Consider the following 15,722-nt stretch of genomic DNA (forward strand, 5'->3'; position numbering starts at 1 on the left):
TTGCCTAAAATTAAGGCAGCACCAATAGGGCCTTGATCAGGCTTTGCCTGGTGTCCGGGCAGATGCCGGATGCGGATCAAAACGCGCGAAAGGTGACGACCGTAAACGTGTCCTTGATGCCGGGAAGAATCTGCACTTTCTCGTTGACGAAGTGGCCGATGTCTTCCTCGTCGTCGACATAGAATTTGGCGAGCAGGTCATAGTTTCCGGCTGTCGAGTAGATTTCCGAAGCAATCTCGGCATCGGCCAAAGCGCTGGCAACGTCGTAGGCCTTGCCCAGATCGCACTTTATTTGCACGAAAAATGCCTTCATTGCCTGGTCCTGCTCACATCGCACGCTCTAGGTATAATCGAGCGGCCCTTGTGGCAGACTGCCGTTCGCCTTTCAAGCATCGGCAATCGCTCCGGCTGTTCTCGCCTCGACAATGCGTCTCGGTCTGGACACGGACTGCCACGCCGAATGTTTGCGCTCGGCTGAAACCCTGAAGCACTGCAAAGCGTATGGTATCATGTACCTTCAGGCAGCGATTTCTCAGGGACAACGGAGAAAGGCCATGCGCGGCGCGTTTTTCGCATTCGCAGTCGTTCCATTCATTTTCGCATCCCAGGCCTTTGCTGGCGACGCCGAAGTCAAAGCGGCGCAGACGGTCATCGATGGGCAGTTGAGGGCCTTCATCGCCAATGACGGAATGACGGCCTACAGCTTTGCCGCACCGAATGTGAAACGCATCTTTCCGACGGTCGATACCTTCATGAACATGGTGACAAAAGGCTATCCGCCGGTGCGCCAACCGCAGACCTACTCCTTCGGCAAGGTTCGCGAGACGAGCCCGACCTCGATCGTCCAGCAGGTGCTGATCGTCGGCCCGGATGGCATGGACTATGAGGCGGTCTACACGCTCGAACTACAGCCTGACGGCAGCTTTCGGATCACCGGCTGCAGCCTGCGAGCGTCCACGTCGCTCAGCACCTGAGACCGGCTGACTTCAATAGCGTGCTCTGCCTCCCGAGATGTCAAACACCGCTCCAGTGTTGAAACTGCTGGCGTCGGAGCAGAGCCACAACACCAACGCCGCTACCTCATGTACCGACCCGAGCCGTTTCAGGGGACTGGCGTCGATCATGTTGCTGACGACTTCATTTCCGAGACGCCTGATAAGATCTGTATCGATTGGGCCGGGCGCGACGCAATTGACGCGGATGTCGGTGTCGCAAACTTCCCGCGAGAGGGCTTTGGTGAAAGCGATGACGCCTGCGCTGGCCGCCGAATAGGCCGCAAGGTTCGGCAATCCTTCCTTGCCCGCGAGCGACCCCATGTTGACGATGCGGCCACTGCCTGCCCTTCGCATGACTGGCAAAACCTGGTGTGTAGACTCGAACATGCCGATGAGATTCACGCGGATAATGCGCTGCCACTCGGCCGGGTCGAAGGCTTCGAAGCCGAGGTAAGGTCCAAGATAGCCCGCATTGTTGACGAGAATGTCGATCCGTCCGGCCTTGGCGACAATCTCGGTCAGGGCCTTTCTTACGTCGCCCGCCTTGGCTACGTCGACCATCTGACTATGAGTCCCGTCTGCCGGTATAGGATCGGTATCCCATATCCACACGTCGGCTCCTGCCTGTGCCAATTTCGTGGCCACGGCCCTGCCGATGCCTCTTGCACCGCCTGTTACGATCGCGGTCTTGCCACCAAAGTCGTATGTCACGGTCATGACACGCCCTCTGCGTGACACTGCGCCCCGCGAACCAGTCGGTCAATCATGCTGGCAAGGCATTGCTCAAAGGGCTGGAATATCGCCTCGCGCCCAGCCCTCAGAAATTTCCGCCGCGCGCGCTTCGAAGGTGCCGGCTTCGATGGCGGCACGAATGTCCTGCATCAGCTTTTGATAGTAGGAAAGATTGTTCCAGGTCAGGAGCATCGCCCCAAGCGCCTCTTGCGAGCGCACCAGATGGTGCAAATAGGCGCGCGAATAGTCGCGTGCGGCCGGGCAGTCGCTTTCCTCATCGAGCGGGCGCAGATCGTCGGCATGGCGGGCGTTGCGCAGATTGACTTTGCCGCGCCGTGTATAAGCAAGGCCATGGCGCCCTGCTCGCGTCGGCATCACGCAGTCGAACATGTCGATACCGCGCGCCACCGACTTCAAGATATCGTCCGGCGTGCCGACGCCCATCAGGTAGCGCGGCCGGTCAGCCGGCAGCTCCGGGCAAGTGATGTCGAGCATCTCCAGCATCACCGCTTGCGGCTCGCCGACAGCCAGCCCGCCGATCGCATAGCCCTTCAGCTCCATTGCCTTCAGCGCCTGCGCCGAGCGCAGCCGCAAATCAGGCACGTCGCCGCCTTGCACAATTCCGAACATCGCCTTGCCGGGCTGCTCGCCGAATGCCGTCTTGCAACGCTCGGCCCAGCGCAGCGACAACTCCATGGCACGCTCGATCTCGTTCTGCTTGGCCGGCAGCGCTGTGCATTCGTCGAGCTGCATCTGGATGTCGGAATCGAGCAACCCCTGGATCTCGATGGAACGCTCCGGCGACATCTCGTAGGCGCCGCCGTCGATATGCGAGCGAAAGGTCACGCCGTTCTCGGTCAGTTTCCGCAGCTTCGACAGCGACATCACCTGGAAGCCGCCGCTGTCGGTCAGGATCGGATACGGCCAGCGGGCGAATTCATGCAGGCCGCCGAGCCGCGCCACGCGCTCTGCGCCGGGTCTCAGCATCAGGTGGTAGGTATTGCCGAGGATGATGTCCGAGCCGACGCCGCGCACCTGATCCATATACATGGCCTTCACCGTGCCGCCCGTGCCGACCGGCATGAAGGCGGGCGTGCGGATTTCCCCGCTCGGCATGGTGATTGCGCCACGCCGCGCCCTGCCGTCGGTCGCCAGCACGTTAAAGGTGAATGCGGCAGTCATTGAATTCCCTAGCCATCGAACTCCTTGTCGAATACCGGCGCATCTGGAGCCTGCTTGTCGAGTGATTGCCGGTAGCGGATGCAGCCGCGCATGAATTTTGGCCACGGCGGCACGGCAATCGCCGGCTCCGTCTTTTCGGGCAAAAGCGACCACAGGTCGGGATGATGCCAGCACAGATCATGGCCGGTGGCGTCGCGGTGTTGGCGGATGCCGGCGCGCAGTTTCCTGACCTCGGCGATCAAGGCTTCGCGGTCGAAGGTTTCCAGGTCATCGTCCATCATTATCCTCCCTGAACAGAAGACTTGCGTCTCCATAGGAATAGAACCTGTAGCGGTTCTCGATGGCATGCGCATAGGCCGCGCGCATCGTCTGCAAACCGCAGAAGGCCGAAACCAGCATGAACAGCGTCGAACGCGGCAGATGGAAATTGGTCATCAGCATATCGGCGGTCTTGAAGCGATAGCCGGGGGTGATGAAGATGTCGGTCGGGCCCGACCACGCGGCCAGCCTGCCGTCATCGCCAGCCGCGCTCTCCAACAAGCGCAACGATGTCGTGCCGACGGCGATAATGCGCCCTCCTTTTGCCTTCGCCGCATTCAGCGACTCGGCGGTCTCGGGGCTGACCGAACCGGTTTCGGCGTGCATCTTGTGGTCGGCGGTGTCGTCCGCCTTCACCGGCAAAAAAGTGCCGGCGCCGACATGCAGCGTGACGAAACGGCGCTCTATGCCCTTGGGGTCGAGCGTCGCAAACAGCTCCGGCGTGAAATGCAGCCCTGCCGTCGGCGCGGCGACGGCACCGTCCTCCCTCGCATAAATGGTCTGGTAATCGCTGCGGTCGCGTTCGTCGTCGTCACGCTTGGAGGCGATGTAGGGCGGCAGCGGAATGTGGCCGACGGCGTGCAGCGCCTCGTCGAGGAACGGACCTGACAGGTCGAAGCCGAGCAGCGCCTCGCCACCTTCTCCCTTCTCGATCACGGTCGCGTCGAGTTGGCCGAGAAAGCAGGAATTGGCGTCATGGCCGAAATGGACGCGATCGCCGGCGGAGATGCGCTTGCCGGGACGCATGAAGGCGAGCCAGCGGTCGGGCGCCATCCGCATATGCAGCGTGGCTTCGACCTGCGCCGCCGCCTCCCCGCGCCGCCTGATGCCCTTCAGTTGCGCCGGAATGACCTTGGTGTCGTTGAAGACCAGCACATCACCGGCCTTGAGCAGGCCCGGCAGGTCGCGCACCGTCCGGTCCTCGAGCCCCTCACCCGGCCTGACCACCAGCATCCTGGCACTGTCGCGCGGCTCGGCTGGGCGAAGCGCGATGCGCTCCTCCGGCAGATCGAAGTCGAAAAGGTCGACGCGCAAGGAATCCCCGCCTCAAGGTTCCGGGCAGTTCACCGCCCAGGCGCCAACACCGTCTATACTCAATGTGCCGCCCATCGCGAAACTGGACTGCTCGCTGGCTTTGACCAGCCGCAACTTGGCGACGATCGAGCTGATGCCTTCGTCGGTGAGGTCGATAAGCATACGCTCGTCGTCTTCGAATGCCTGTCCAACGATGACTTTCGTTGAGCCTGGCTGTCCGTCCGTGGTCCATGTCTTGCCGCCGGCATCCAGCCACACACGCGCCACAGCAATGACGGCCGTGTGTCCCATCAAAACGTCGATCGATGCCGCGCCGCCGTCGGCGCTGCAAACGATCGATTCCGTCGCCAGCGCCGGTGTGGCCGCCGCGACGAGGACAAATGCGATGGCCGCGACAGCCCGGCCGGTCATTTCACGTCGGCCGCGACCTTGAGCGACACGATCTTGTCGGGATCCTGCACCGGTTCGCCGCGCTTGATCTTGTCGACATTGTCCATGCCTTCGATAACCTGGCCCCATACAGTGTACTGGCGGTTGAGGAAGGCGGCGTCGTCGAAGCAGATGAAGAACTGCGAATTGGCCGAGTTCGGGTTCTGCGAGCGCGCCATCGAGCAGGTACCGCGGCCGTGGTTGGCGTTGGAGAACTCCGCCTTCAGATCGGGCTTGTCGGAACCGCCAGTGCCGGCGCGCGACGGCGCGAAAGACGGCTTGTTGGAATTGCCGAACTTGACGTCGCCGGTCTGCGCCATGAAGCCGTCGATGACGCGGTGGAAGACCACGCCGTCATAGGCGCCTTCGCGCGCCAGCTCCTTGATACGGCCGACATGGCCGGGCGCCAGGTCTGGAAACAATTCGATGACGACCTTGCCCTTGGTCGTGTCCATGATAAGCGCGTTCTCGCGGTCCTTGATTTCGGCCATGTCAGAAATATCCTTTTGAACAATTGGGGTTACTTGCCGTCGGCGGCGATACGCACCTTGATCATGCGATCGGGGTCGGTCACCGTCCCGTTCTGCGCCGCTTCGCCTTTCTTGATGTGGTCCACCAGCTCCATGCCGCTGACGACATTGCCAACGATGGTGTACTGGCCATCGAGCGGCGGTGCCGGCGCGAACATGATGAAGAATTGCGAATTGGCGGAATTCGGATCGTCGGAGCGGGCCATGCCGACCACGCCGCGCTGGTAGTGCTCGGTGCTGGAGAATTCGGCCGGCAGGTCGGGAAGATCGGAGCCGCCGGTGCCGACGGCGTCGGCATTGAAGCCGCTCTTCATGTTGCCGAACTTGACATCGCCGGTCTGCGCCATGAAGCCGTCGATGACGCGGTGAAAGGCGACGTTGTCGTAGGCGCCCTGGCACACCAGCTTTTTGATCTGCGCGACGTGCTTCGGCGCAAGGTCGGGCCTCAGCGCGATGGTCACGTCACCGTCCTTCAACGTTACGATCATGGTGTTTTCCGGATCGGCGGCAAAGGCCGAGACGGATGCGGTCACAAGACCGGCGAGCACGGCAAGCAAGAAGGCAAGCTTTTTCAGCTGCATGGGATCTTTCTCCGAATATCTTCGTTCATGCATGGCGTTACCCAAAGCCGGGTTCCACTTTTGGGTGACATGCATTTATTTCGCGAATTTGGCGGTGAGCGCGCCGGCCACGGCCGCCGGCACGAAGGGGCGGATGTCGCCTCCCATCGAAGCTATCTGGCGTACAAGTGTGGCGGTAATGGTGCGCACTGAAGGGCTGGCCGGCAGGAAAACCGTCTGCAGCTCCGGCGCCATGGTCTCGTTCATGCCGGCCATCTGCATCTCGTAGTCGAGATCGGTACCGTCACGCAGGCCGCGGATCATGATCGACGCGCCATGCTTCCTGGCCGCGTCGATGACCAGCCCGTCGAAGGCGACAACCTTGATGCGCGCACCGTCGCTGCCGAATTCTGCCTTCGTTGCCGTTTCGATCAGATCGACCCGTTCCTCGAAGGAAAACAACGGCTTCTTGCCGGGATGGATGCCGATCGCCGCATAGATGGTGTCCGCCACGGCCAGCGACGCCTTCAGCACGTCGAGATGGCCGTTGGTCAGCGGGTCGAAAGAGCCGGCATAGAGGGCGATGCGTTCGGTCATGGCAGGTGCTTCTAGCGAGCCTCTCCCCTAAAGGCAAATCCGATCGGCAGGCCCTCCCCATGAACCTTTTGGCCGACGTGAACGACAGATGAATGTGCCGCTCACAACGGCTTCACGCAGTGTTCACTAAGTTGCAGCTGCAGAAGATGAAACCAAACACCCATCTAATCGTTGTTAGGCGCAGGAGAACACGCACATGCTGATCTACATGCTCGCCACCGCAATGACCGTCGCCATGCTGATCGCTACCGTATTCGGGTTGCATCAGGAAGCACAGCGCGTCCGCGCCAAGGCCAATACCAAGCGGTTCGAAGGCTTCGGCAACCGCAAGCCTTATCGCCACTTCTAGATTGCGGGGGTTTCTTCACAGCGCCGGCCCATAGGGCTGGCGTCGTCGTGGCAAACTCACTCGACGGTAGCGTCAGACTCCCCACCTTCGGCATCGACACTCTCTTCGATCTCTTCATCCGCTTGCGGTTCTGAAATTCGCTCCACCGAAACGACCTTCTCGCCCTCTGCGGTATTGAAAATGGTAACGCCCTTGGTGGCGCGGCTGGCGAAACGAATACCGTTCACTGGAACGCGGATAACGGTACCGCCATCCGAAACCAGCATGATCTGATCGTCATTGCCGACCGGGAAGGTCGCCACCAGGCGGCCGATTTCAGCCGTTTTCGAGACGTCGGTGGCGCGGATACCCTTGCCGCCGCGACCGGTCAGGCGGAAATCGTAGGACGACGAACGCTTGCCGTAGCCATATTCCGTCACCGTCAGCACGAACTGCTCATGCGCCTTGAGGAATTCATACCGCTCGTCGGACAGCTCCGCCTCTTCGCCGACCTCTTCATTGGTGAGCTGGATTTCTTCCTCCTCGCCGGCCGCGATGTCGGCAGCGAGCCGGCGTTCGGCCACCAGCCGCTTGAGGTAAGCGGCACGCTCCGCCGGCGGCGCATCGACATGCTCGATCACCGCCATCGAGATCACCCGGTCGCCATCGGCCATCGCAATGCCGCGCACGCCGACCGAATTGCGGCTCTGGAAGACGCGTACGTCGCTGACCGGAAAGCGGATGCACTGGCCGGAACTTGCCGTCAAAAGCACGTCATCATTGTCGGTGCAGGTCTCGACGCCGAGGATCTCGTCGCCTTCCTCGTCCAGCTTCATGGCGATCTTGCCGTTGCGGTTGACCTGGACGAAGTCCGACAGCTTGTTGCGACGCACGGTGCCGCGCGTGGTGGCAAACATGACGTCGAGTTCGCCCCAACTCGTCTCATCCTCCGGTAGCGGCATGATCGTGGTGATGCGCTCGCCCTGTTCGAGCGGCAGCATATTGATCAACGCCTTGCCGCGCGATTGCGGATTGCCGATCGGCAGGCGCCAGACCTTTTCCTTGTAGACGATGCCGCGCGAGGAGAAGAACAGCACTGGCGTGTGCGTGTTGGCGACGAACAGCCGGGTGACGAAATCCTCTTCCTTGGTCGACATGCCGGAGCGGCCCTTGCCGCCGCGGCGCTGCGCCCGGTAGAGCGACAGCGGCACGCGCTTGATGTAGCCGGAATGGCTGACCGTGACGACCATGTCCTCGCGCTGGATCAGGTCCTCGTCTTCCATGTCCGCCCCGCCCTCGGCGAGCTCGGTGCGGCGCGGTGTGCCGAACTCGTCGCGCACGGCGATGAGTTCGTCCTTGACGATCTGCTGGATGCGGGCGCGGGACGACAGGATGTCCAGGTAATCCTTGATCTCGTCGCCGATCGTATTCAGCTCGTCGGCGATCTCGTCGCGGCCGAGCGCGGTCAGGCGCTGCAGGCGCAGTTCGAGGATGGCGCGGGCCTGCTCCTCGGAGAGATTGTAGGTTCCGTCCTCGTTGATGCGATGGCGCGGATCGTCGATCAACAGAATCAGCGATTCCACGTCGCCCGAAGGCCAGCGACGCTCCATCAACTGCTCGCGCGCCGTCTGCGGGTCTGGCGCCGTGCGGATCAGCTTGATGACTTCATCGATGTTGGCAACGGCGATGGCAAGGCCGACCAGCACATGGGCACGGTCGCGCGCCTTGCGCAGCAGGAATTTCGTGCGCCGGCTGATCACCTCTTCACGGAAGGCGACGAACGCCTTCAGCATGTCGGTCAGCGTCAGCAATTCCGGCTTGCCGCCGTTCAGCGCCACCATATTGGCGCCGAACGACGTCTGCAGCGGCGTGAAGCGGTAAAGCTGGTTGAGGATGACATCGGCGACCGCGTCGCGCTTCAGCTCGATGACGACGCGGTAGCCCTGGCGGTCGCTCTCGTCGCGAATGTCGGAAATGCCTTCGATGCGCTTGTCGCGCACCAGTTCGGCCATCTTCTCGATCATCGACGCCTTGTTCACCTGATAGGGAACCTCGGTGATGACGATCGATTCACGGTCGTTGCCGCGCGCCTCGACGTTGACGCGGCCGCGCATGACGATGGAGCCGCGGCCGGTCGAATAGGCGCTGTAGATGCCGGAACGGCCAAGCACGATGCCGCCGGTCGGGAAATCCGGCCCCGGAATGATCTCCATCAGCGCCGGAAGGTCGATCGCCGGATTGTCGATGAGGGCAATGGCGCCGTTGCAGACCTCGCCCAGATTGTGCGGCGGGATGTTGGTGGCCATGCCGACTGCTATACCGCCGGAGCCGTTGACCAACAGGTTCGGGAAGCGCGCCGGCAGGACTTTCGGTTCGCTGCCCGACGCATCGTAAGTGTCCTGGAAATCGACGGTGTCCTTGTCGATGTCTTCCAGCAACTCATGCGCGACCTTGGTCAGCCGCGATTCCGTGTAGCGCATCGCCGCCGGAGGATCGCCGTCGATCGAGCCGAAATTGCCCTGCCCGTCGATCAGCGTCACGCGCAGCGACCAATCCTGTGCCATGCGCACCAAAGCGTCGTAGATCGAGGCGTCGCCGTGCGGATGGTATTTACCCATCACGTCGGCGACCGGGCGTGCCGATTTCACATATTTGCGGTTCCAGTGATAGCCGCTCTCATAGGCGGCGTAGAGGATGCGGCGATGCACCGGCTTGAGGCCGTCGCGCACGTCCGGCAGCGCACGGCTGACGATCACGCTCATGGCGTAATCGAGATAGGAGCGCTGCATCTCCTCAATGATGGATATCGGCTCGATGCCGGTGGGGCCGCCGTCGGCGCCGCGCGGTGTCTTTTGGTCGGTCAAATCGGATCACAATCTAATCAGGAATCACTTGGTGCTTATATAGGAAGCCGGCCCGAAACTCCAACAATCGCGGCCGTTTTCCAGTGTGGTTTTTAGCGGCAAATTCAAAAGGATAAACCAATTGCGACGATATGGCCGTGGCACCCTTTCACGGGCGTCGCCGGCGGGCGCGATAAGTACCCGGCGCCTCGCCCATCAGCCGCCGGAAACGACGATTGAAGGTTGATAGATCGTTGAATCCCGCTGCAAAGGCGATCGCCGAAATCGTCTGATCCGACGTCCGCAGCCCCACGGCTGCCCTGTGCAGCCGCGCTCTCAGCAGGAACTGGTAGGGCGTCATGCCGGCGACGTGCCGGAAGGTGCGCAGGAAATGGTAGGGGCTGGTAGCGGTCTCGTCGGCGAGTTCGGCAAGCGAGATCGGCCGGTCGGCATCGAGTTCGAGTCGCCGCACCGCTTCGGCAACACGCTTCTGGTCACGGCGGCTCGGCGTCCGTCCCCGATCCGTGGCGCTGCAAGCCGCTGTTACCGCTGCACCGGCAATGCGCAGCGCGAGTTCCTCGAACGAGCCGGTGTCAGCCATCTCGCGCGCCGCCTCCGCTTCGGCGAGCAGCGGCACCAGCGCCGGCGAGGGCGGCAGGCGTGGCGTGCCGAAATCGAGCGTCTTCGCGCCCGGCACGTCGGCGACGATCCGCTCCATATAGGCCGGTCCGAAATGGAAGGAGAGGCAGCGGTCGCCAGCGCAATGCTCATGCCCGCATTCATAGCATGTGCCGGGATTGCCGAGCAGGAGCGCGCCCGGCGCCAGCATCGCCGTGCCCTGGCGCGCACGATAGCGGAAGGTGCCGCTGGTTACGGCGGCAATGCAGAAATCCCGATGCTCCTCCTCGAATGGCCTGTCGGCGGCGCTGGCGGTGCAGATGACATCCGACACCTGCCAGCCTCGGCCCGACGCAAGCCTGTGCGCGCTCGTCGCCATCGCCGAAATATAGCAATTTTTCCCAAGCGCAGAACCCCTGTCGGCCTCTATGCTTGCCGGTCTCCTGACAAGATCAGAGCGAAGCCATGTCCAATTCCTTTGCCAAGGCCCTGCACAGCGATGGACCCGTACCGGCCCTTGCCGAGAAACTGAACCTTTACGGCCGCTTCGTCGGCGCCTGGACGTTCGACGCCACGCGCCATCTCGAGGACGGCCAGGTGCTGACCGGGCGCGGCGAGGTGCATTTCGGCTGGGTGCTCGAAGGCCGGGCCATCCAGGACGTATGGATTCTGCCCGCCCGTGACGCTGGCGCCTCGCCGTCGCTCGGCAAATGGACCTTTTATGGCACGACTTTGCGCGTCTACGACCCCGACGTCGACGCCTGGCACATCTTCTGGAGCGATCCGCGCAGCCAGTACTACAGCCGCCAGCTCGGCCGTGCCGAGGGCGACACCATCATCCAGCAAGGCGCAGACGGCACTGGATCTGCTGTGCGCTGGAGCTTTTCGCGCATCACCGAAAATTCGTTCCGCTGGCTGGGCGAACGCTCACAGGACGACGGCGCCACCTGGCGTCTCGAAGTCGAGTTCCTGGCGCGGCGCGCCGCGAGCCCGTGATCCGCACGGTTTCCACTGGCTCCGCTTTGCTCTACCAATCCCGATATCCGGCATTGCCGGCGGGGAGGGTCAGCATGCCGAGCTTCGACAGCCTGTTCAACGCCTTCGTCACCATACTTGTGACGATCGATCCGCCCGGCCTGGCGCCGCTCTTCCTCGCCGTGACCCGCGGCATGAACCGCGAGGAACGCAACCAGGTCTCCGTGCGCGCCTCGGTCATCGCCTTCCTGGTGATGGCGTTGTTCGCAATCGCCGGCGCGTCGATCCTGTCGGTCTTCGGCATCACCCTGCCGGCCTTCCGCGTCGCCGGCGGCTTTCTGCTGTTCTTCATCGCCTTCGAAATGGTGTTCGAGCGCCGGCAGGACCGCAAGGAGAAGATCGGCGACGTCGCCATCACCAGGGACATGATCCACAACATCGCCGCCTTTCCGCTGGCGATCCCGCTTATTGCCGGTCCCGGCGCGATTTCGGCGACCGTCCTGCTCTCAAGCTCGTTTCAGGGTTTGGGCGCGCAGACAGCCCTTGTCGGCATCATCGCCATCTGCCTCGTCATCACTTACCTGGTGTTCGTGCTGTCAGAGCGCATCGACCGTATCCTCGGCCAAACCGGCCGTTCGATCCTGACGCGGCTGCTCGGCGTCATCCTGGCGGCGCTCGCCGTACAGTTCGTCGCCGACGGCATCAAGGCGCTGATGGCGACTTAGGAGCTGCCCTACTTCGCCGTCGTTTCAATGACTTCGAAGTCGTGGGTAATCTCGGCAGTCTTGGCCATCATTGCCGAGGCCGAGCAGTATTTCTCGATCGAAAGCCCGATTGCCCGCTTCACCTTGTCGTGTGACAGCGCCCGGCCCTTGACGACAAAATGCATGTGGATGCGGGTGAACACCTTGGGATCGGCTTCTGCACGGTCGGCATCGAGTTCGACCACACAATCTTCAACTGCCTCGCGCCCCTTTTCCAGGATATGGACCACGTCATAGGCCGAGCAGCCGCCGGTGCCGATCAGCACCAGTTCCATTGGGCTCGGCCCCGGTGTCTTGCCCTCCGGCCCAAACGCAGTGCCTAGCACCAGCTTGTGCTCACTGGCGGACTCGCCAATGAAAGTGCGCTCCTCGACCCATTTGACCCTTGCTTTCAACTGATACGTCCTTTCACCGCTCAAACGCACAACGTCCCGAAAATCCAAGACAGATTTTCGGGACGCCATTTCGTGGCCAAGATGCCGGCGCTTTTCGCCGCAAGGGCAGTCCGCCCCGAGAAATCAGAACGGAATTTCGTCGTCCAGCTCGCGCGACGAACCACCGCCGCCGCCCTTGTTGGCGCCACCGCGATTGAAACTTTCGCCCGGGCCGGACTGGCCGAAATCGGAACCGCGGCTCGCACCACCACCGGCATAGTTGCCGACCTGGCCGCCGCCCTCGCCCCGCGCATCGAGCATCTGCAGCTCGCCGCGGAATTTCTGCAACACGATTTCGGTCGTATAGCGGTCATTGCCGGTCTGGTCCTGCCATTTGCGCGTCTGCAGCTGGCCCTCGACATAGACCTTCATGCCCTTCTTCAGATACTGCTCGGCCACCTTGGCGATCTGGTCGTTGAAGATCACGACATTGTGCCATTCGGTCTTTTCCTTGCGCTCTCCGGATGTCTTGTCGCGCCAGCTTTCCGACGTCGCGATGCGGATGTTGACGACCGGGTCACCCGAATTCAGGCGGCGGATTTCAGGGTCCGCCCCGAGATTGCCCACCAGAATGACCTTGTTGACACTACCCGCCATGACACTTCTCCGCGCTCATCCGAAACCAAAATTTTGTCGCTGCACCTTACAGGCTATGGATAATCCCTGCCTGATGTGGCTGCCTTTTCCCACAAGGTTTTTGTTCTCTATTCGTTCTAGGTTAAAGGCCCTGCACTGTCAATAGATGTCAGTAACAAGTAGTGTCCTGGCGTCGAATTTCCACGAACCCTGAGATCGAGGCGAACTCAATGAAGATGGTCGAGCATGACGATCAGCCGCAAGAAGAATGGCGAACGGGAGTAAAGACCCGCATGCATGTCTCGGCCTGCAACGGCGCAACTCAACTTTGCATATTTGAACAATGGGTCGAACCCACGGTTGGCGCCCCGACACATTGGCACCCGGTCGAGGAAGTGCTTACCGTCATCGCCGGCAGGGCCGAGATGTGGATCGATGATGAGCATCTCGTCTTGACTGCCGGACAGTCGCTTGTTGTTGCCGCGCACAGGCAACATGGCTTCCGAAACGTCGGCTCCGAACTGCTTCATATCCGTGCCGTGCTCGCGTCACCCGTTTTCGAGGCGACATTTAACGGATCTCCAGACATGGTGAGACGCTGGCTTCCGACGCGTTTGTAAAATCTCGCCCGTCGTAAAAAAACACTGCCTGTCCTCGAAACGCGACTTGCCAAACCGATAAGTATCGACTTATGCTTTTAGCATGATCGAAGCAGACATTTTTCGGGCACTGGCCGATCCAACGCGTCGCGCCGTCTATGAGCGGCTCGCCGACGGCGAGATGACGGTGTCTGAACTGCGCACTGACATGCCGGTATCGCAGCCGGCGGTATCGCAGCATCTCGCCGTGCTGCGCGGCGCCGGCCTCGTCATCGAGCGGCGGGCCGGCCGCAACGCCTATTACCGCGCCGATCCGAAGGGGCTTGCGCCGCTGCTCGGCTGGATCGAACGCTACCGTGCGTTCTGGCCAGAGCGCATCGAAAGGCTCAAGACGGTGTTGAAGGACATGGACCAATGACCAGCCGAGGCAAAGAACGCGCGGAAATGGCCGCAGACAAGATCGAGTTCGAGTGCGAACTGCCCGAGCCGCCGGAAAAAGTGTGGAGGGCGCTGACGGTGCCGGACCTGCTCGCGGCCTGGATGATGCCGAACGACATCAAGCCCGAAATCGGCAACCGCTTTGCCTTTAAAGCGCCGAATGCGCCGATCGAGTGCGAAATCCTCGACGCAGATCCAGGACGGCTGCTGCGCTATTCCTGGCGGGAGCGGCCGGCGCCCGGCGATACGCAGGTGCCGCCCGGCAGCCCCCTGGACAGCCCAATGAGCGACAACCCAGTGGACAGCATCGTCACCTTTACCCTCGACCGCACCGTTTCCGGCGGCACGCATCTGCGCATCGTCCATGATGGTTTTGCTCGGGCAGCAGTGCCGGAGATCGCGATGGCATGCGCCGGTTGCCGACTCTCGTTTGAAGCGCGTGCTCCCAGGCACAAGCAGATCGCCGCAAACACCCCGCGCCTCCTTCTGCGCGCGGCCTGAACACGATCAGCCTACGGAGAAAAATAATGAGCGGCCTTGCCAATTTGGTTCCGATGGTGATCGAGCAGTCGAGCCGCGGCGAACGTGCCTTCGACATATTTTCGCGGCTGCTGCGCGAGCGCATCGTCTTCATCAACGGGCCGATCGACGACGGCACCTCGGCGCTAGTCTGCGCCCAGCTTCTGTCGCTGGAATCCGACAATCCCGACAAGGAGGTCTCGCTCTACATCAACTCGCCGGGCGGCGTGGTGACCAGCGGTTTCGCCATCTATGATACGATGCAGTATATCAGCTGCCCGGTCTCCACCGTTTGTATGGGTTTCGCCGCCTCGATGGCCTCGTTCCTTTTGATGGCCGGCACACCGGGGCGGCGCATCGCGCTACCCAACACCAGCATCGTGCTGCATCAGCCTCTCGGCGGCTTCCAGGGCCAAGCCTCCGATATCCAGCGCCATGCCGAGGGCATCCTTCGCACCAAGCGGCGCATGACCGATCTTTACGCCCACCATTGCGGCCGCACCTACGAAGAAGTGGAACGCACGCTCGACCGCGACTTTTTCATGACTGCGCAGGAGGCCAAGGATTGGGGCCTCGTCGACCATGTTTTCGACACTCGCAAGCAGGCCGCATGAACGAGCCGGGCCGGCGGACGATCGGGCGCCTGCAATTTCAGCGCCATCGGTCTGGTCTTGCCGCTATCACGGCACTATACTCCGGCGATGACTGCCAGCCGTTCATCCAGCCTGTTATGCCTTGCTATCGCTACCGTGGCCGGCACGAACATGCTGGTGGACATGGCATTTGCCCAAGATAATTCGACGTCTTCGCAAAAGGGCGCCCTGCCCGGCGTGACCGGCGACTATCGCATCGCCGAGCCTACCCCGCAGCCTGAGCCAGACGACGCGGTTCCAAGCAGCGGCAACGGCACGTTCAAGATCGGCGATACCGACGTTCGCATTTCCGGCAGCATAACCATCGACGTCGCTACCGGCGGGATCAGGCCCCCCAGCCGGTAAGTTCGCCTGGTATGCACCACAAATGTGCGCTTCAAACGAACAGCCCCGCCATTGCTTGTGCAACTGACGGGGCTTCTTGGATCTGAAATCCAAATTGCCGGGAGTTTCATGCCGGCTTTTCATTTCGGATGCTTCGCGGCGTTCAGCCGACGATCCGACTAGCAGTCTCTGATTGTTGTGGGGATCGGCAAGTCAACGTTGGCAGGTAGCGCGCAAAACGCCTGACCTGGCCACTTATACCTGCCGCGGCTC

General features: G+C 61.8%; 22 protein-coding genes. 9 read left to right on the forward strand and 13 right to left on the reverse strand.

All coding sequences use genetic code 11. The annotated features are described in order from the left end of the window. Nucleotides 1–76: 76 nt before the first annotated feature. Nucleotides 77–313, reverse strand: a complete 237-nt coding sequence (locus tag NKG60_RS09955; protein WP_023674883.1) for an Lrp/AsnC ligand binding domain-containing protein — start codon at nt 311–313, stop codon at nt 77–79. A gap of 241 nt (nt 314–554) precedes the next feature. On the opposite strand from NKG60_RS09955, the gene NKG60_RS09960 reads away from it, so the two are divergent. Beyond that, nucleotides 555–974, forward strand: coding sequence for a DUF4864 domain-containing protein (locus NKG60_RS09960; protein WP_352666546.1), 420 nt, complete (start codon nt 555–557; stop codon nt 972–974). A 12-nt stretch (nt 975–986) separates the two neighbouring features. On the opposite strand, the gene NKG60_RS09965 is transcribed toward NKG60_RS09960, so the two are convergent. The 8 genes from NKG60_RS09965 to coaD all read right to left on the reverse strand — a co-directional run bounded on the left by NKG60_RS09965 (nt 987) and on the right by coaD (nt 6,378). Continuing rightward, the gene (locus tag NKG60_RS09965; protein ID WP_352666544.1) at nt 987–1,712 is read right to left on the reverse strand and encodes an SDR family NAD(P)-dependent oxidoreductase; all 726 of its coding nucleotides are present in this window, start codon (nt 1,710–1,712) and stop codon (nt 987–989) included. A gap of 66 nt (nt 1,713–1,778) precedes the next feature. Further along, the gene (gene tgt / locus NKG60_RS09970; protein WP_352666542.1) at nt 1,779–2,909 is read right to left on the reverse strand and encodes a tRNA guanosine(34) transglycosylase Tgt; all 1,131 of its coding nucleotides are present in this window, start codon (nt 2,907–2,909) and stop codon (nt 1,779–1,781) included. An 8-nt stretch (nt 2,910–2,917) separates the two neighbouring features. After that, nucleotides 2,918–3,187 carry a hypothetical protein gene (locus NKG60_RS09975; protein ID WP_352448773.1) on the reverse strand — a complete coding sequence of 90 codons (270 nt, stop codon included), beginning with the start codon at nt 3,185–3,187 and terminating at the stop codon, nt 2,918–2,920. Next, nucleotides 3,177–4,262, reverse strand: coding sequence for a tRNA preQ1(34) S-adenosylmethionine ribosyltransferase-isomerase QueA (queA, locus tag NKG60_RS09980; protein WP_352666541.1), 1,086 nt, complete (start codon nt 4,260–4,262; stop codon nt 3,177–3,179). The genes NKG60_RS09975 and queA overlap by 11 nt, the downstream gene beginning before the upstream one ends. Before the next feature lie 12 nt (nt 4,263–4,274). Next, on the reverse strand, nt 4,275–4,673 hold the full coding sequence (locus tag NKG60_RS09985; protein ID WP_352666539.1) for a hypothetical protein: 399 nt from the start codon (nt 4,671–4,673) through the stop codon (nt 4,275–4,277). Continuing rightward, on the reverse strand, nt 4,670–5,182 hold the full coding sequence (locus NKG60_RS09990; protein ID WP_254817363.1) for a peptidylprolyl isomerase: 513 nt from the start codon (nt 5,180–5,182) through the stop codon (nt 4,670–4,672). The genes NKG60_RS09985 and NKG60_RS09990 overlap by 4 nt, the downstream gene beginning before the upstream one ends. A gap of 29 nt (nt 5,183–5,211) precedes the next feature. Next, nucleotides 5,212–5,802 carry a peptidylprolyl isomerase gene (locus NKG60_RS09995; protein WP_352974891.1) on the reverse strand — a complete coding sequence of 197 codons (591 nt, stop codon included), beginning with the start codon at nt 5,800–5,802 and terminating at the stop codon, nt 5,212–5,214. A gap of 75 nt (nt 5,803–5,877) precedes the next feature. Next, nucleotides 5,878–6,378: a pantetheine-phosphate adenylyltransferase gene (coaD, locus tag NKG60_RS10000; protein WP_352666537.1), complete on the reverse strand. Its 501-nt coding sequence runs from the start codon at nt 6,376–6,378 to the stop codon at nt 5,878–5,880. A gap of 196 nt (nt 6,379–6,574) precedes the next feature. Between coaD and NKG60_RS10005 the strand changes: the two genes are divergently transcribed. Further along, nucleotides 6,575–6,727, forward strand: coding sequence for a hypothetical protein (locus NKG60_RS10005; RefSeq protein ID WP_254817366.1), 153 nt, complete (start codon nt 6,575–6,577; stop codon nt 6,725–6,727). Between the two features lie 56 nt (nt 6,728–6,783). Here NKG60_RS10005 and gyrA read toward each other — a convergent pair whose 3' ends face one another. Beyond that, entirely contained in the window at nt 6,784–9,570 is a 2,787-nt protein-coding gene (gene gyrA / locus NKG60_RS10010) for a DNA gyrase subunit A (RefSeq protein WP_352666535.1), read from the reverse strand. A 148-nt stretch (nt 9,571–9,718) separates the two neighbouring features. Then, the gene (locus NKG60_RS10015) at nt 9,719–10,546 is read right to left on the reverse strand and encodes a helix-turn-helix transcriptional regulator (RefSeq protein WP_352666534.1); all 828 of its coding nucleotides are present in this window, start codon (nt 10,544–10,546) and stop codon (nt 9,719–9,721) included. Between the two features lie 86 nt (nt 10,547–10,632). Here NKG60_RS10015 and NKG60_RS10020 point away from each other — a divergent pair, with 86 nt between their 5' ends. Continuing rightward, a complete protein-coding gene (locus tag NKG60_RS10020) occupies nt 10,633–11,163 on the forward strand; it encodes a hypothetical protein (protein WP_352666532.1) in 531 nt (176 codons plus the stop codon). Between the two features lie 74 nt (nt 11,164–11,237). Continuing rightward, complete coding sequence (locus tag NKG60_RS10025; RefSeq protein ID WP_023674869.1) at nt 11,238–11,867, forward strand: MarC family protein; 630 nt, start codon at nt 11,238–11,240, stop codon at nt 11,865–11,867. Nucleotides 11,868–11,875: 8 nt separating this feature from the next. Here the strand turns inward: NKG60_RS10025 and NKG60_RS10030 are convergent, their stop codons facing one another. Further along, on the reverse strand, nt 11,876–12,301 hold the full coding sequence (locus tag NKG60_RS10030) for an OsmC family protein (RefSeq protein ID WP_352666530.1): 426 nt from the start codon (nt 12,299–12,301) through the stop codon (nt 11,876–11,878). 123 nt (nt 12,302–12,424) lie between these two features. Next, complete coding sequence (locus tag NKG60_RS10035) at nt 12,425–12,937, reverse strand: single-stranded DNA-binding protein (RefSeq protein ID WP_352448761.1); 513 nt, start codon at nt 12,935–12,937, stop codon at nt 12,425–12,427. A gap of 209 nt (nt 12,938–13,146) precedes the next feature. Here NKG60_RS10035 and NKG60_RS10040 point away from each other — a divergent pair, with 209 nt between their 5' ends. From NKG60_RS10040 to NKG60_RS10060, 5 genes are all read left to right on the forward strand, one after another. Continuing rightward, entirely contained in the window at nt 13,147–13,536 is a 390-nt protein-coding gene (locus tag NKG60_RS10040; protein ID WP_352666528.1) for a cupin domain-containing protein, read from the forward strand. A gap of 82 nt (nt 13,537–13,618) precedes the next feature. Continuing rightward, a complete protein-coding gene (locus tag NKG60_RS10045) occupies nt 13,619–13,933 on the forward strand; it encodes an ArsR/SmtB family transcription factor (RefSeq protein WP_352666526.1) in 315 nt (104 codons plus the stop codon). After that, nucleotides 13,930–14,454, forward strand: a complete 525-nt coding sequence (locus tag NKG60_RS10050) for an SRPBCC family protein (protein WP_352666524.1) — start codon at nt 13,930–13,932, stop codon at nt 14,452–14,454. The genes NKG60_RS10045 and NKG60_RS10050 overlap by 4 nt, the downstream gene beginning before the upstream one ends. Nucleotides 14,455–14,480: 26 nt before the next feature. Then, nucleotides 14,481–15,086: an ATP-dependent Clp protease proteolytic subunit gene (locus tag NKG60_RS10055; protein WP_254817374.1), complete on the forward strand. Its 606-nt coding sequence runs from the start codon at nt 14,481–14,483 to the stop codon at nt 15,084–15,086. Nucleotides 15,087–15,173: 87 nt separating this feature from the next. After that, nucleotides 15,174–15,470: a hypothetical protein gene (locus NKG60_RS10060; protein WP_352666522.1), complete on the forward strand. Its 297-nt coding sequence runs from the start codon at nt 15,174–15,176 to the stop codon at nt 15,468–15,470. Nucleotides 15,471–15,722 lie beyond the last annotated feature (252 nt).

The organism is Mesorhizobium sp. M1428 (assembly GCF_040317515.1).
Lineage (GTDB): Bacteria > Pseudomonadota > Alphaproteobacteria > Rhizobiales > Rhizobiaceae > Mesorhizobium.

Excerpts from the sequence above, each read along its gene's own strand:
- NKG60_RS10015 (WP_352666534.1), bottom strand. The coding sequence starts at position 10,546 with ATGGCGACGAGCGCGCACAGGCTTGCGTCGGGCCGAGGCTGGCAGGTG.
- NKG60_RS09990 (WP_254817363.1), bottom strand. The coding sequence starts at position 5,182 with ATGGCCGAAATCAAGGACCGCGAGAACGCGCTTATCATGGACACGACC.
- NKG60_RS09985 (WP_352666539.1), bottom strand. The coding sequence starts at position 4,673 with ATGACCGGCCGGGCTGTCGCGGCCATCGCATTTGTCCTCGTCGCGGCG.
- NKG60_RS10045 (WP_352666526.1), top strand. The coding sequence starts at position 13,619 with ATGATCGAAGCAGACATTTTTCGGGCACTGGCCGATCCAACGCGTCGC.
- NKG60_RS10050 (WP_352666524.1), top strand. The coding sequence starts at position 13,930 with ATGACCAGCCGAGGCAAAGAACGCGCGGAAATGGCCGCAGACAAGATC.
- NKG60_RS09960 (WP_352666546.1), top strand. The coding sequence starts at position 555 with ATGCGCGGCGCGTTTTTCGCATTCGCAGTCGTTCCATTCATTTTCGCA.
- NKG60_RS10020 (WP_352666532.1), top strand. The coding sequence starts at position 10,633 with ATGTCCAATTCCTTTGCCAAGGCCCTGCACAGCGATGGACCCGTACCG.
- NKG60_RS09975 (WP_352448773.1), bottom strand. The coding sequence starts at position 3,187 with ATGGACGATGACCTGGAAACCTTCGACCGCGAAGCCTTGATCGCCGAG.
- tgt (WP_352666542.1), bottom strand. The coding sequence starts at position 2,909 with ATGACTGCCGCATTCACCTTTAACGTGCTGGCGACCGACGGCAGGGCG.
- NKG60_RS09965 (WP_352666544.1), bottom strand. The coding sequence starts at position 1,712 with ATGACCGTGACATACGACTTTGGTGGCAAGACCGCGATCGTAACAGGC.
- NKG60_RS10060 (WP_352666522.1), top strand. The coding sequence starts at position 15,174 with ATGACTGCCAGCCGTTCATCCAGCCTGTTATGCCTTGCTATCGCTACC.
- NKG60_RS09995 (WP_352974891.1), bottom strand. The coding sequence starts at position 5,802 with ATGCAGCTGAAAAAGCTTGCCTTCTTGCTTGCCGTGCTCGCCGGTCTT.
- coaD (WP_352666537.1), bottom strand. The coding sequence starts at position 6,378 with ATGACCGAACGCATCGCCCTCTATGCCGGCTCTTTCGACCCGCTGACC.
- NKG60_RS10035 (WP_352448761.1), bottom strand. The coding sequence starts at position 12,937 with ATGGCGGGTAGTGTCAACAAGGTCATTCTGGTGGGCAATCTCGGGGCG.
- NKG60_RS09955 (WP_023674883.1), bottom strand. The coding sequence starts at position 313 with ATGAAGGCATTTTTCGTGCAAATAAAGTGCGATCTGGGCAAGGCCTAC.
- NKG60_RS10025 (WP_023674869.1), top strand. The coding sequence starts at position 11,238 with ATGCCGAGCTTCGACAGCCTGTTCAACGCCTTCGTCACCATACTTGTG.
- NKG60_RS10055 (WP_254817374.1), top strand. The coding sequence starts at position 14,481 with ATGAGCGGCCTTGCCAATTTGGTTCCGATGGTGATCGAGCAGTCGAGC.
- NKG60_RS10005 (WP_254817366.1), top strand. The coding sequence starts at position 6,575 with ATGCTGATCTACATGCTCGCCACCGCAATGACCGTCGCCATGCTGATC.
- NKG60_RS10040 (WP_352666528.1), top strand. The coding sequence starts at position 13,147 with ATGAAGATGGTCGAGCATGACGATCAGCCGCAAGAAGAATGGCGAACG.